The organism is Streptomyces sp. NBC_01092 (assembly GCF_045039535.1).
Lineage (GTDB): Bacteria > Actinomycetota > Actinomycetes > Streptomycetales > Streptomycetaceae > Streptomyces.
Map to the genome: position 1 here is coordinate 3,163,224 of NZ_CP108659.1, position 14,280 is coordinate 3,177,503.

Genomic DNA, 14,280 nt, shown 5'->3' on the forward strand with positions numbered 1-14,280 from the left:
TGCTGAACGTGCAGTCACAGGATGTCGCCCCGCGCCCCGCACCCGAATCGGCCGACCCGGTCGTCGACGTCGAGCGGGCCGAGGCCGCGCTCGTCGAGCACTACCCGCGTCTCGTCCGGCTCGCCTACCTGGTGCTGCCGCCAAGCCTCGGCCGCAACCGGCGCGTGGTGACCGCGCACTCCCTCACCCAGCGCGCACTGCCCCGCGGCCGGGCGGCGTCCACGCCCGTGATCCCGGCCCAGGCCACCGGCCGGGACAGCGACCCCGGGTACGCCTTCCTGCGGCTGCGTGTCCTGCGTACGGCGCTGGAGGCGGGCCGGCCGCTCAAGCGCGTGGCCTGGCCCAGGAGCTCCCAACTGCCGCCCCTGCTGCCCCAGGTCTGGGGCCTGCGCCTCTTCCCCCGGTCGGGCGGCGCCGACGAACTCGCCCTGGACCAGCGGCTGTCGGCACTGTCCGGCCCGGCGCGGGCGGCCTACGTCCTGCGCGGTCTGGAGAAGCTCCCGGACGGCGACGTACGCGAGGCGCTGACGGCGGCCGGCGTCGAGGACGTGGACGACGCGCTGGAGGAGGCCGACGCCGTACCGGGGCAGTACGCGCTGCTCGACTCCCCCGAGTTCGACCCCTGCTCGCTCCAGGCCAGGCCCACCGATCTGATGCGGCGCAGGCAGCATCTGCGGGCCGCGCTCGTCGCCGGGGCCGCCCTCCTGGTGTGCGGGGCGCTGCTCGGACTGCCCGGCGAGGGCTGGGCCCCCGACGGTCCCGCCGCCCCTTCGTACGCGCAGAACCCGGCGGCCGAGGCCGCCCTCGACCCGGCCCAGTTGACGAAGGTCCCCGCGCTGGCCTGGCAGTCCTCCGCCCGCACCGACTTCTCCGTGTGGCCGGCGCGCGGCGAGCTCACCGGCGACTCGGCCCTGCTGCGCCGCGCCCTCGCCGTGTGGGCCCGCCCCGGCGAGACGGTCACGGTCTCGGCGACGCCCGGCACCCCGGGGGGCGGCCCGCCCGGCGCACCGCAGCTGCTGTACGCGGGGACCGTCGACACCGCACGCGTGGTGCTCCTCTACGACGGTCTGCGCATCGCGCGCTACGCCGAGCCGACGGACGGCACGGCCGGCGCCGCCCTGGACTTCTCCCGGGTCGACGGCGCGGGCCGGGCGGAGGCGAGCGCGGTGGTGCTGAGCCGGGCCGACGGCAATGTGCGCTATCTGCTGGCGCCCTGGGTGAAGGAGGCGGCCGAGCGGGATCTGCTGAAGCCGGGTGCCGGGGCGATGGAACTCGGTGTGCAGGCGGGGGTGACCTCACCGATGGCGAGTCCGATCACCCAGCAGACCGGCGCGTGCTCGTCGTGGAACGTCCTTCAGCTGGCCGACAGCACGGGTACGCGTCTGGTGACCGACCTCGCCGAACTGGTGCCGGCCCGGCTCACTTCGGGCCGTCCCGGGGCGACCGGGGACGTGACCGGGGCGCGGGCGCTGCACACCTGGGCGCCGTACTCCTGCTGGCTCGGCGCGATGCGCTCGGCGGGCGTGCGGTCGGTGAACGCCTGGTCGTTCGCCCAGCAGCCGCTGCCCGACGGCACCGGTGCGGCGGACTGGGTGTGCACCCGCGCCGAGACCTGGCGGGGTGGCGGCGAGCGGGTGCTGGCGCAGTTCCGCACGCCGGGCACGGCGCTCGGGGCGCTGGCGGCGAAGGCGCAGAACGTACCGGCGTGCGGGGCGCGCGACCCGCACGTGCTGGCCGGGGTGCTGTGGAAGGCGAAGGCGGGCGGCTGGTATCTGCTGGCGGCCGGCACGAACGACACGGAGTCGATCACGGCGACCGGCGGCGTCCACGGCACCTCCCGGAACCACCTGCTGACCGCGCAGGCGAAGCAGGGCGCCCAGGCCGAGCTGAAGGCCACGCTGGAGAGCGGCCGCGTCATCAACGGGCTTCAGTGAGGCCCTGAGCCCCCGGTCCCCCTACTGACAGAAATGTAAATAAGGGCACGCACAAGGGTTCACCACGGCCCTACCCGTCAGTACATTGACGCCATGTCTAACACGCAGGACCGCGTGCCCCTCAAGGCCCGCAAGGTGTCCTTCTCCTGGGACGACACCCCGTTGCACTGGGTGCCGGGGGACCCGTTCAGCACGCACACCATCAACGTGCTGCATCTGCTCCTGCCGGCCGGTGAGCGGTGGTTCGTGCATGTCTACAAGCAGGTGCTGCCGTACATACGGGACGAGCAACTGCGCGAGGACGTGCTCGGGTTCATCGGGCAGGAGGCGATGCACTCGCAGGCCCACGACGAGGTGCTGCCGCATCTGCGTGAGCAGGGGCTCGACCCGACGCCGTACACCGCTCAGGTCGACTGGTTCTTCGAGAAGCTGCTGGGCGACCGCACGCTGCCGCCGGGCCGGGCCCGCCGCTGGTGGCTGATGGAGCGTGTGGCGCTGATCGCGGCCATCGAGCACTACACCGCCTTCCTCGGCGACTGGGTGCTCAACGCCGAGGAGCTGGACCGCCGCGGCGCCGACCCGACCATGCTGGACCTGCTGCGCTGGCACGGCGCCGAGGAGGTCGAGCACCGGTCGGTCGCGTTCGACCTGTTCATGCACGTCGACGGCGGCTACCGGCGGCGGCTGCGCACCTGGGCCGCCGCGTTCACGGCCCTGGTGTTCCTGTGGCAGCGCGGGGCGCGGTTCTTCATGGAGAACGACCCGACGCTCATCGACGGCCGCGCCTCGTTCAAGGACTTCTACGTCCGGGGCAGGCGCGGCACGCTCCCCACCACCGGGGACATGCTCAGGTCGATCCCGACGTATCTGAGCCGTGCGTATCACCCCTCGCAGGAGGGTTCCACCGAGCAGGCCGTCGCCTACCTGGCCTCCTCCCCCGCCGCGCTGGCCGCCGAGGCAGCCGAGAAGTCCGCGAAGGGTGCCGCCTGATGCCGAAGCTGCGCACCGTGGCCGTCGTCGCCGGGACCGCCCTGCTCGTCCGGCGGGCGATGCGGCGCCGCATCCGGACCTCGCCGCTGTGGCCGATGCCCGCCCTGGAGGAGCCGATCTCCGGGCGGCCGCGCTCGCGGGCGCTGCGGGTGCTGGTGGCCGCGCGCAAGGAGGTCGCCGAGGGGGTCGTACAACTGCGCCTCGAAGGGCACGACCTGCCGCGCTGGGAGCCCGGTGCGCATCTCGACCTGGTGCTGCCATCGGGTCTTGTGCGGCAGTACTCGCTGTGCGGCGACCCGGAGGACGCCTCGTCGTACACCGTCGCGACCAGGCTGGTCCCGGACGGGCGGGGCGGCTCGCGCGAGGTGCACGAGCAGGTCCGCGAAGGCATGGAGCTGGAGGTGCGGGGGCCGCGGAACCGTTTCCCGCTCGTCGGGGCCGGGCGTTACGTCTTCGTCGCCGGCGGCATCGGGATCACGCCCGTCCTGCCGATGCTGCGGGCGCTGCCGGACGGCGTCGAGTGGCGGCTGCTGTACTGCGGACGCGACCGCGCCTCGATGCCGTTCCTGGAGGAGGTCGAGAAGCTGGGCGCGGACCGGGTGACGGTCGCGGAAGGGGTGCCCGACCTCGACGCGCTCCTCGCGGACGTGCCCGAGGAGGCCGCCGTCTACTGCTGTGGGCCGGAAGGGCTGATGGCCGCGGTGCAGGAGCGGTTCCCGCGGGTGCTGCTGGAGCGGTTCACGCCCCGTATCTCGACCGGCGGTGCCTTCGAGGTCGAACTCCGGCGCAGTGGGCGGACGTTGACCGTGCCCGCCGACTCGACCGTACTGGCCGCCGTACGCGCCGAGTTGCCGAACACGGCGTACTCCTGCGAGCAGGGCTTCTGCGGGACCTGCCAACAGCGGGTGCTGGCGGGCGAGGTGGACCACCGGGACGAGCTGCTGACCGACGCGGAGCGCGGCGACTCGATGCTGATCTGTGTGTCGCGGGCGCGCGGTGATCGACTCGTACTCGACATGTGAACGCCCATGGTCGGTCCGGTCCGTTCGGGGCCGGAATCGATCGGTAAGGTGTTCGCATGACTACCGGGGTACGGCGAAGAATGGGAGTCGAGGAGCGACGGCAGCAGTTGATCGGCGTCGCCCTCGACCTGTTCAGCCAGCGCTCGCCCGACGATGTCTCCATCGACGAGATAGCCGCGGCCGCGGGCATCTCACGGCCGCTGGTCTACCACTACTTCCCCGGCAAACTCAGCCTGTACGAAGCCGCGTTGAAGCGAGCGTCGGAGGAACTCGCGGGCCTGTTCGTCGAACCGCACGAGGGGCCGCTGGGGGCGCGGCTGCTGCGGGTGATGCGGCGGTTCTTCGACTTCGTCGACGACCACGGCCCCGGTTTCTCGGCGCTGATGCGCGGCGGCCCGGCCGTCGGCTCCACGGCGACGAACGCACTGATCGACTCCGTGCGGCAGGCCGCTTATGTCCAAATCGTTTCGCATCTGGGCGTGGAGAATCCGCCCGCGCGCCTGGAACTGGTCGTCCGCTCCTGGATCTCGCTCGCCGAGTCGACGGCGCTGATCTGGCTGGACGGCCGGCGCATCCCGCGCGGCGAGCTGGAGGTCCAGCTCGTGCACGACTTCGCCGCGCTGGCCGCCGTGAGCGCCGCCCAGGACGAGGAGATGGGCATGCTGCTGCGCGGCATGCTGAAGGAGGAGCCGGCCGACGGGCCGTTCGCCGACCTGGTCGCCCGGCTGATCGCGCTGGCGTCGTGAGGACCCGCTAGCGCTCGAACTTCCGGTACGACGCGTCGAGTTCACGCACCTCCGCGGAGGCGTGCAGGACGAGCCCGTCGTCCTCCACGTGCTTCTTCAGCAACTCCAGTACGGTCTCGGTCAGCTTCGCCTTGGTCTCGTCGGTGCGGCCGGCGAGCAGCCCGATCGTGACGTGCACGATGGCGTGCAGCTGGTCCTCGGGGTCCTCGTAGCCGAACGCGGTGTACTCGCTCCGGCGGAACTGCGTCTTGCACGCCTCGGGCCTCGCCGCCGCGATCTCGACCGTCGCGGTGTGCAGCGCCCGCGCGAAACCCTCCCGGTCGATGGCGGAACCCAGCGTGTGGGAGTAGTCGACGGTGATCTGCGGCATGAGCACTCCTGTTCTACGACGGCAGCGCTCACCCTAACCGCAGCGCCAGCATCGCGATGTCGTCCTCCCGGTCGTGCCCGAAGCAGCCCAGCAGGGTGTCGCACAGCGCGTCGAGGCCGGCCGGGGCGTCGCCGGCGGCCGTGCGCAGCTGCTCCATGGAGGTGGCGAGGTCGATGCCGCGGGTCTCGATGAGACCGTCGGTGACCATCAGCAGGCGGTCGCGCCGGGTCAGGACCAGCTCGCTCGGCTCGGGCCGGTCGAGGGCGAGCCCGAGCAGCGGGCCGTCCACCGGGACGTACTCTGCCTTGCCGTCCCCCCGCACGAGCACCGGCGGAATGTGCCCCGCGTTGGCGATCCGGGCCAGCCCGGTGCCGGGGTCGACCAGGGCCAGGCAGACCGTGGCGGTGACCTCGGGGTGGTAGTGCAGCAGCATCCGGTCGAGCCGTTCGGCCAGTGCGCGCGGGTCGCTCTCCTCGACGCAGTAGGCGCGCAGCGCGTGGCGGATCTCGACCATGACGGTGGCCGCGTCCAGCGAGTGCCCGACGACGTCCCCGACCGCGGTGAGCACCCCGTCCCGGGTGCGCAGGGCGGCGTAGAAGTCCCCGCCGATCTCGGTCTGCCGGGAGGCGGGGACGTACCGCACGACGAGCTCGACGCCGGGCAGATGGGGCAGCCGGTGCGGCTGGGGCAGGAAGCTGTGCTGAAGCGTGAGGGCGATGTGCCGCTCCGCCTGGTACATGAGCAGCGGCTCGGCGGCGAGCGCGGTGGCCTGGGCGAGGCGTTCCACGGGGAGTGCCGCGTCGGGCAGTGCCGCGTTGTGCCGCCGGCCGTCCACGGGCTCGTCGTGGCTGGTCGCGCCCCTGCTCCTGAGGGGCGCTGTACCTGCCGGTATTGCCAGACATACCCGGGCTCGGCCCTCCTTGGCCGACGCCAGCACCAAGTGGGCGTCGTCCCGGGCGCCGGGCCTGAAGAGGCCCGTCGGCCACAGGGGCGCCGGGACGACGGTGCTGTGCACGCCCGCCTGTCGGCCTGCGATGCGCGTGATCAGCCGGGCCGCGGCCTGGTGCGGGCCCGCGTCGGACAGGGCGAGCCGACTGCGCGATGTGCCGTGGTGGGCTTCGCCGTCCGGGCCGATCACGAAGACGACCGCCGGTGTCCCGGTCAGCCGGGCCGCGCCCGCGGCTGCCGCGTCGGCCAGCTCCTCCAGGCAGCGCGCCGTCTGCACGGCGACGATGGTCTCGGACAGCAGCGTCAGCCGGTCGGCGAGCGCCTCGGCGGCGGTGCGCCCGCGCGCCCTGCGGACCGCCGCCTGCACGACGGCCTGGATCTCCCTCGGTTCGGCCGGCACGGTCAGGTAGGCGTCGGCGCCCGCGTCGAGTCCCCGGCACCGGTCCTTCGCGTCCACGGCCGTCGCGGAGAAGTGGACGACGGGCAGCGCGGCCGTGGACGGCCGGGACTTGACCCGGCGGCACAGTTCGTAGCCGCTCATGTCCGGCAGCCCGACGTCGACGAGGGCCACGTCGGGCAGGGCGCCCGCCCGCAGCCGTACGTCGAGTTCACTCAGTGCCTCGCCCGCGCTCGCGACCGGCACGACGTGATGGCCCGCGCGGCGCAGCACGGCGCCCATGGCGTAGCGGTTGGTCGGGACGTCGTCGACGACCATCACGGTCGCGCCCCACTGCTTGACGTCATTTTTCATCGTAAGCAGCCCTTGGATACGCGTGAGGGGGCGACCCGTGACCGGGCCGCCCCACTCAAGTTAGTGCCGTATCAGAGGGCTCGGGTGAAGACCGCGACCGTACGCCCCGGAATGGCGAACGTGCCCGTTTCCTCGTCGTAGGAAGCGGACTTGACGATAGGATCCGCGCCCGAGGCCTGCACCGGATGCAGCCGGTACCCGTCGCCGGCGAGCGAGGCGATCCGCTGCTCCTGCCGGTCGGGCGTGGCGTTGAAGACGACGACGAGGTCACCGAGCCGCATGGTGATCACGCCGGGCGTCTCGTCCTTGCCGGACACCGGGAAGGACAGCTTCGACTGCACCTGCTCGGCCGTGCCGAGGGAGAAGGCGCTCTCCGTCGAACGGATCCGCAGCAGGTCGCGGTACGCCGTCGAGGAGCCCTCGATCTGCTCGCAGCCGACCTTGATGCCGCTCAACAGGGGCTTGGCGTACGGCCACTTGGACTGGTTGTCGGCCGCCATCGGCAGCCCCCGCCCGAAGCCGTTGCCGTCGGCGCAGTTCCAGTGGATGGCGTTGAACCAGTCGCCGCTGTCGTAGGAGTTGCGGTCGAGGGACTTCGAGCGCAGCAGGTCGGTGCCGGCCTGGGACAGCGCCGGGCCCTGCGACAGGGTCGCCGTGGCCATGGCGAGGACCTGCATCCGGGCGCGGTCGGCCGCGCTCGTCGTGGCGGGCAGCTTGAAGGCGAGGGCGTCGAACAGCGACTCGTTGTCGTGCGCGTCCGCGTAGGCGAGGGCGTCGCCTGGGGCGGCCGCGTAGCCGGCGGGTGCGCCGTTGTAGTCGACCTCGGAGCCCTTGACGTCCTTGCCCGCCGTGTCGGTGAAGCGGTACTCGGCGAGGTTGCCGGACAGGCCGACCTTGATCAGGTCCTGGTAGTGCAGCAGGCGCGCCTTCTGCTCCGCCTCGGTGCCGTTGTTCTTCGACGAGTTGGGCTCGGTGTACAGCCCGGACGCGAAGCCCTGGACGCCCGGGTCCTCGTCGAAGGGGCCGCCGCCGCGCACCGCGTCACGGGCGCGGTCGGAGAAGGTCGCGATGCCGGTGCCGGCCATGTTCTTCTGCGTGGCCTGGACGAACCGGGCGTCGTCGGCGACCTCGCCGAAGTTCCAGCCCTCGCCGTACAGGATGATCTTCTTGCCGTCGACGCCGTCCTTGGCGAGGGTCAGCCCGTCGAGGGCCTTCCTGACCGCCAGGATGTTGGCCTTCGGGTGGTGGCCCATGAGGTCGAAGCGGAAGCCGTCGACCTTGTACTTCTTGGCCCAGGTGACGATCGAGTCGACGACCAGCTTGCCCATCATGGCGTTCTCGGTGGCGGTGTTGGCACAGCAGGTGCTGTTGGCGACCGAGCCGTCGGGAAGGAGCCGCTGGTAGTAGCCGGGCACGATCCGGTCGAGGACGCTGGTGTCCGCCTGGCCGCTCGCCGCGGTGTGGTTGTAGACGACGTCCATGACGACGCGCAGGCCGTCCTCGTTCAGCGCCTTGACCATCCGGCGGAACTCGACGGTACGCGCGGTGCCGTCGGGGTCGGAGGCGTACGAGCCCTCCGGGACGGTGTAGTGGTACGGGTCGTAGCCCCAGTTGTAGGCGTCCTTCGCGGCGGTCTTCGCCACGCACTCCTGCTGCTTGTCGGAGTCGGCCGGGAAGGAGGCGAGGTCGCAGTCGGGGCTCGCCTGGTCGGACTTCTTCTCGGGGATGGTGGCGATGTCGAAGGCCGGCAGCAGATGGACGTACGACGTGCCCGCCTCGGCCAGCTTCTTCAGGTGCTTGGAGCCGTCGCTGAGCTTGTCGGTGAAGGCGAGGTAGGTGCCCTTGTCCTTCGCGGCCACGGTCTTGTCCGCCACCGAGAAGTCCCGGACGTGCAGCTCCTGGATCTGCGCGTTCTTCAGCGGCACCGCCTTGGGCTTGGTGTAGGTGAACCAGCCGCTCGGCGCCAGGGTCCGGTCGTCCAGGTCGACGAGGAGGCTGCGCTCGGAGTTCGCGGTGAGGGCGACCGAGTAGGGGTCGGTGACCTTGTTGGTGACGACCTTGCGGACGCTGGGCGCCCAGACCTTCACGACGTACCGGTACGGCTTGTTCTTCCAGGACTTGGAGCCGGTGACGGACCAGACGCCCGTGCTGTCGCTGCGCTTCATGGCGACGGTGGAGTCGCCGATCTCCAGCTTCACCGACTGTGCCGTGGGCGCCCAGACGGACAAGGTCGGACGGCCCTTGTCGAAGGTCGGTCCGAGGTCCGCCTTCGTCGCCGCGGGGTAGAGGTCGTCGAGCACTCCGGCGATCTGCACACCGGTCGCGGCGAGCACGGCACCGTTGGCGGCGCGCTGGGAGGCGACGACCTGGCCGTTCAGGGCCTCGCGGACCCGGTCGCGGTCGCGCGGGTCGACGGACCACGCGGTGTAGTCCTTGAGGTGCGGGAACTTCGCCTTCTGGGCGTCGGTGAGGGAGCTCTTCGACAGCCGCAGCCACTTGGCGTCGCCGGTCAGCGCGCCGTCCTTCACGGCGATGTCGCCGTCCCGGCTGTACAGGAGCTGGGTGGACGCGGCGGCCTCGGAGCCGTTCCAGGCGACCGTGTTCCGGTCGAGCCAGACGGCCTTGGAGGTCGTCAGGTCGAGCGCGGCCGCGGAGCCGGCGGGCTGCGGGAGCAGGTACTTCTCCTGGCCGCTCAACAGCCACACCTCGTGGCCGTTCGCCGTGAGGTCGAGGGACTGGTCGGCGGGCAGGTCCTTCTCGTCGCCCTTGTGCAGGATGTAGCTGAGACTGGTGGCACCGTCGGTGAGCGGTACCTCGAAGACCGCACCATAACTGTCAGTCTTGACCGGCTTCAGGGGGTTCGACCACTCGGTGGGGTTCGCGGCACCCGTCCAGGTGTGCAGTCCCCAGCCGTCGTAGTTCCCGTCGGCGCGGTGGTAGTGCAGGACGGCCTTGGACTTGTCCGGGGCCGGGTAGTCGGCCGCCGGCTTCTCCGTGCGGACGGCCTCCTTGCCCTGCTCGACCCAGATCTCGCCCGTCTTGGTGACGTCGATCGTGCGGTCGGCGGAGACGTCCTTGTTGCCGTCCTTGTCGATGACGAGGTAGCCGACCGCCGAGGCGCCGGGCTTCAGCTTGACGTAGGCGAAGGCGCCGTAGGAGTCGCGGCCGACGAAGGGGTGGCTGTCCGGCCAGGGGGTGGACTCGCCCTCGGCGAGGTCGCCCCAGGCGTACAGGCCCCAGTTCGCGTAGTCGCCGTCGGCGCGCTTGTAGTGGACGATCGCGTAGTCGCGGGAGGAGGCCGTGGGGGTCTCCGGGGCGGGCGGGGTGCCGGTGGTGGAGGCAGCCGTCGCGCTCGCCGTGCGGCCCGCCGAGTCGATCACGACCGCCTTGTAGCGCAGGGCCGTTCCGGCCGGTACGTCTGCGCCGACGGCCTGGGTGACCTTGTACGGGGCGTGGTCGGCGGAGCCGAGGGTCTTCCACTTGCCGTTTCCGACCTGCGCGGCGAAGACGACCCGGTTGAGCTGCCCGCCGTCGACATCGGCGCCGATCTCGACCGTGCCGGTGGCGCCGGTGGCCGGGGCCTTCAGGGTGATCGTCGGCTCGGTGGCGGGCTCGGCGAGCTTCCCGGCCGCCTTGTAGACGACCGCCGAACCCGCGGGGACGGTGACGGTGACCTTCTTGTCGGCGTCGCTCTTCAGGGAGGCGTCGCTGCCGTGGATCCCCTTGAACGCCATGCCGGCCGAACCGGTCGCGAAGGTCGCCGTCTTCGCCTCGCCCGCGTTGTTGAAGGCGACGACGTACTCGGTGCCCGTCCTGGCGTCGGTGCGCGAGAAGGCGTAGATGCCGGCGCCGTCGGCCGCGTAGCGCTCGGTCTGGACGCCGTCGGCGAGGGCCGGGTTGGCCTTGCGGAGCTTGGAGAGCGCGCTGATCTGCTGGTACAGCGGTGCGCTCGTGTCGTAGGCGTCGCTCGCGTGGGTGCGGTCGGTGCCGATCTGGTCGTCGTCGAGGTAGTCGGCGGTCTTCGAGGCGAACAGGGTCTGGCGGGAGTCCTTGTCGCCGCCGGCGCCGGTGAAGCCCTGTTCGTCGCCGTAGTAGACGACCGGGTTGCCGCGGCTGAGGAACATCAGCTCGCCTGCGAGCTCGTCCTTCTTGAGCAGCTCGGCGTCGGTGGCCTTCGGGTTGTCCTGGTTCAGGAAGTACCCGATGCGGCCCATGTCGTGGTTGCCGAGGAAGGTGACCTGCTCGTAGGCGTTGGCCTTGTCGGTCGTGTACTTGTAGTCGTCGCCGAAGACGCCCGCGAGCTTCTTCGCGCTGCCGCCCTGGGAGGCGTACTGCCGCGCCGCCTCCTGGAAGGGGAAGTCGAGCGTGGCGTCGAGGCGGCCCTGGGTGACGTACGGCGATGTGATCGACGTGTCGGCGGAGTAGACCTCGCCGAACATGAAGAAGTCGTCACGGCCCCGCTTGGCCGCGTAGGAGTCGAGGGCCGTGGCCCACTGCGTCCAGAACTCCATGTTGACGTGCTTCACCGTGTCGATACGGAAGCCGTCGATGTCGAAGTCCCTGACCCAGCGCTGGTAGATCCGCTCCATGCCGCTGACGACCTCGGGGCGCTCGGTCCACAGGTCGTCGAGGCCGGAGAAGTCGCCGTGGGCGGAGCTCTCGCCGGCGAAGGTCGAGTCGCCGCGGTTGTGGTACATCGCCGGGTCGTTGAGCCACGACGGGACCTTGAGGTTCTTCTTCGCGGCGGGGACGGTCGGGGTCCGCGGGAAGGAGTCGGCGTCGACGGCCGGGAACCCGGACTTGCCGTCCGCGTAGTCGACGTCGTCGAACGGCCTGCCGTCCTTGGTCAGATACGGAAAGGCGCCCTTGGAGAGGTAGTCGTACGACTTCTCCTCATAGTCGACGACATCCGCCGTGTGGTTGGTGATGACGTCGAAGAAGACCTTCATGCCCTTGGCGTGGGCCTTGGAGATGAGGGTCTGCAGGTCCTTGTTGGTGCCGAAGTGCGGGTCGACCTGGGTGAAGTCGGTGATCCAGTAGCCGTGGTAGGCGGCGGAGGCGTTGCTCCCCGTCCCCTGCACGGGCTGGTTCTTGAAGATCGGGGCCATCCAGATGGAGGTGGTGCCGAGGCCCTTGATGTAGTCCAGGCGCTTGGTCAGGCCCTTGAGGTCACCGCCCTGGTAGAAGCCCTTGTCGGTGGGGTCGTAGCCGGTGGCCAGGCGCGAACCGGTCAGGCCGCCCTTGTCGTTGCTCGCGTCGCCATTGGCGAAGCGGTCCGGCAGGACGAAGTAGAACTGCTCACGGGTGGCGTCGTGCCGGGCGGGCTCGGCGGCGAGCCTGGCGTCGGACGGGGGCGCGGGCGGGGTGTCGGCCCGCGCCGCGAGAGGCTGGACGAGTGCTGCGGTCAGCGCGGTCACGGCGACCGCAGCGACCCGTCCGACATGGGCGGTTCGCCGCCTCGACGGCGATGACCATCTCGATATCACGGATGGGCTCCTAGCGATTACGGCTCTGTGGGTCCGACCCCGCGCGAAACGTATCGCCGCCGTAAGGATTACAGCAAGAGGCTTGAAACCATCGGTAAGAAGTTTCAGCTGGGTTCTCAGCAGGGCGAGTTGGACTGCGCCAGCAGATGTACCTCGCGCATCGCGCATAATCGGTCGCCAAGCTCGGCAGCTCCTGCCTACTGTCCCCGCATGGAGCAGGAACCGCCCCTCGTTCGCGAGGTCTTCCCGGAGCTCGTCGACGAGCTGGTCCGGCTCCTGGAGGAGGAGGGCGAACGCGAGCTGGCCATATGCGTGTGGGACGTCCGCATGGTCGGCGAGTGCGCCTGCGGGGACGACTTCTGCCAGAGCATCCGGACGTCGGATCATCCGGGCGGACAGCCGTACGGCCCGGGCCATCGGTGTGTGCCGCTGTTGCCCTCGTCGGGCGATCTGATTCTCGACGTCGTGAACGGCCGGATCATGTACATCGAGATACTCGGACGGCCACCTCTGCGCCCGTGTGTACAGGAATGACAGGGGTGGCCGTGCGGAGGGCGGGACGGCTCAGCAGCTCGACCTGCCGGAGTAGACCGCCAGGGCCGTGTTGGCGCCCAGCGTGGCCGTGAGCTGGCCGCTGGAGTTCACCGTCACCGTCGTGTTGTTCTGCACGTTGCAGTACGTGCCCGCCGCGAGGGACGTCTGGTACGTGCGGCTCAGCGAGCCCGACTCGTGGTTGATGGCCACGAAGCCCTTGCTCCCCCGCCCGAAGGCGATGGCGTCGGCGCCGTTGTCCCACCAGTTGGTGACCGACTCGCCGCGCGCGGCGTTGCGGAAGGCGACCATCGACTTGATCTCCGGCCAGGCGTGCTGGCACTTCCAGCCGTTCTGCCAACAGGCGGTCACTGAGCCGCCGCCCGGGGGACCGGCGTCCGTGTCGGAGAACACGTAGCCGGAGTTGATGTCCGGAGCGCCGTACGGGTAGGCGAGCATGAAGACGTTGGCCAGCGTGTAGTTGGCGTTGTCCTTGTAGTTCAGGGTGGAGCCGTTGCGTTCGGTGTCGTGGTTGTCCACGAAGACACCGGAGACGCCGCTGCTCATATAGCCCCAGCCCTCGCCGTAGTTCTTCAGATAGGCGAGGTTCTCGTTGTTGAAGACCCGCTTGAGGTCGTAGGCGTACCGGAACTCCTGCACATCCCCGTTGCCCGTGTACTCGGTGGGCTGGACGGCCTCTCCGCTGCCGTAGATGGCCTCTTGCTTCCAGTAGACGGAAGGGTTCGTCAGCCGGGACTTGATGTTGGCCAGGTCGGCGGCGTCCATGTGCTTGGCCGCGTCGATGCGGAAGCCGTCGACGCCGAGCGAGAGCAGGTCGTTCATGTAGCCGGCGATGGCGCCGCGCACGTAGGACTCGCCGGTGTCCAGGTCGGAGAGGCCGACGAGTTCGCAGTGCTGGACGTTCCAGCGGTCCTGGTAGTTGCTGATCTGGCTCGTGCAGTCGTCGAAGTCGGCGGACGAGTACAGGCCCGGGTAGTTGTACTTGGTATACGACGATCCGCCCGTGCCGGTGCCGCTGCCCGCCGACATGTGGTTGATGACGGTGTCGACGACGACCTTCACACCGGCCGAGTGACAGGTGTTGACCATGTTCTGGAAGGCCGTACGGTCACCGAGACGTCCGGCGATCTTGTAGCTGACCGGCTGGTACGAGGTCCACCACTGTGCGCCCTGGATGTGCTCGGCGGGCGGGGAGACCTGGACATAGCCGTAGCCGGCGGGGCCGAGGGTGTTCGTGCACTCCTTGGCGACCGAGGCGAAGTTCCACTCGAACATCACCGCGGTGACGTCCTTGGTGCCGGGCGGGGAGGCGGACGCGGTGGTCCCGGGGGCCATGAGGGCCAACGACGTGGCGGCGAGCGCGGTCGCGGTCGCGGTGACGGACCATCTCGATATCACAGGCGTGTACTCCTTGCGATGACGGCCAGGCGTCGTTGCCGGGCGCCGGCGTGACCGTACCGCCACGAAAGGTTTACAGCAAG

General features: G+C 70.4%; 9 protein-coding genes. 5 read left to right on the plus strand and 4 right to left on the minus strand.

What is annotated here, in order from left to right:
* Positions 1-8 precede the first annotated feature (8 nt).
* From OG254_RS14170 to OG254_RS14185, 4 genes are all read left to right on the plus strand, one after another.
* Positions 9-1,934, plus strand: a complete 1,926-nt coding sequence (locus OG254_RS14170; RefSeq protein WP_405581379.1) for a hypothetical protein — start codon at positions 9-11, stop codon at positions 1,932-1,934.
* 93 nt (positions 1,935-2,027) lie between these two features.
* Positions 2,028-2,924, plus strand: a complete 897-nt coding sequence (locus OG254_RS14175) for a metal-dependent hydrolase (protein WP_405581381.1) — start codon at positions 2,028-2,030, stop codon at positions 2,922-2,924.
* The gene (locus OG254_RS14180) at positions 2,924-3,946 is read left to right on the plus strand and encodes a PDR/VanB family oxidoreductase (RefSeq protein ID WP_405581383.1); all 1,023 of its coding nucleotides are present in this window, start codon (positions 2,924-2,926) and stop codon (positions 3,944-3,946) included. Before OG254_RS14175 ends, OG254_RS14180 begins: the two co-directional genes overlap by 1 nt.
* A 56-nt stretch (positions 3,947-4,002) precedes the next feature.
* On the plus strand, positions 4,003-4,692 hold the full coding sequence (locus tag OG254_RS14185) for a TetR/AcrR family transcriptional regulator (protein WP_405581385.1): 690 nt from the start codon (positions 4,003-4,005) through the stop codon (positions 4,690-4,692).
* 7 nt (positions 4,693-4,699) lie between these two features.
* On the opposite strand, the gene OG254_RS14190 is transcribed toward OG254_RS14185, so the two are convergent.
* From OG254_RS14190 to pulA, 3 genes are all read right to left on the minus strand, one after another.
* Positions 4,700-5,062 (minus strand): 5-carboxymethyl-2-hydroxymuconate Delta-isomerase, encoded by a 363-nt coding sequence (locus OG254_RS14190; RefSeq protein WP_405581388.1) that lies wholly within the window; start codon positions 5,060-5,062, stop codon positions 4,700-4,702.
* A 28-nt stretch (positions 5,063-5,090) separates the two neighbouring features.
* Positions 5,091-6,761, minus strand: coding sequence for a SpoIIE family protein phosphatase (locus OG254_RS14195; RefSeq protein ID WP_405581390.1), 1,671 nt, complete (start codon positions 6,759-6,761; stop codon positions 5,091-5,093).
* A 71-nt stretch (positions 6,762-6,832) separates the two neighbouring features.
* Positions 6,833-12,247, minus strand: a complete 5,415-nt coding sequence (gene pulA, locus OG254_RS14200) for a pullulanase-type alpha-1,6-glucosidase (RefSeq protein ID WP_405581393.1) — start codon at positions 12,245-12,247, stop codon at positions 6,833-6,835.
* A 210-nt stretch (positions 12,248-12,457) separates the two neighbouring features.
* On the opposite strand from pulA, the gene OG254_RS14205 reads away from it, so the two are divergent.
* Positions 12,458-12,781: a hypothetical protein gene (locus OG254_RS14205; protein WP_405581396.1), complete on the plus strand. Its 324-nt coding sequence runs from the start codon at positions 12,458-12,460 to the stop codon at positions 12,779-12,781.
* 30 nt (positions 12,782-12,811) lie between these two features.
* On the opposite strand, the gene OG254_RS14210 is transcribed toward OG254_RS14205, so the two are convergent.
* Complete coding sequence (locus OG254_RS14210) at positions 12,812-14,197, minus strand: alpha-amylase family protein (RefSeq protein WP_405581398.1); 1,386 nt, start codon at positions 14,195-14,197, stop codon at positions 12,812-12,814.
* Positions 14,198-14,280 lie beyond the last annotated feature (83 nt).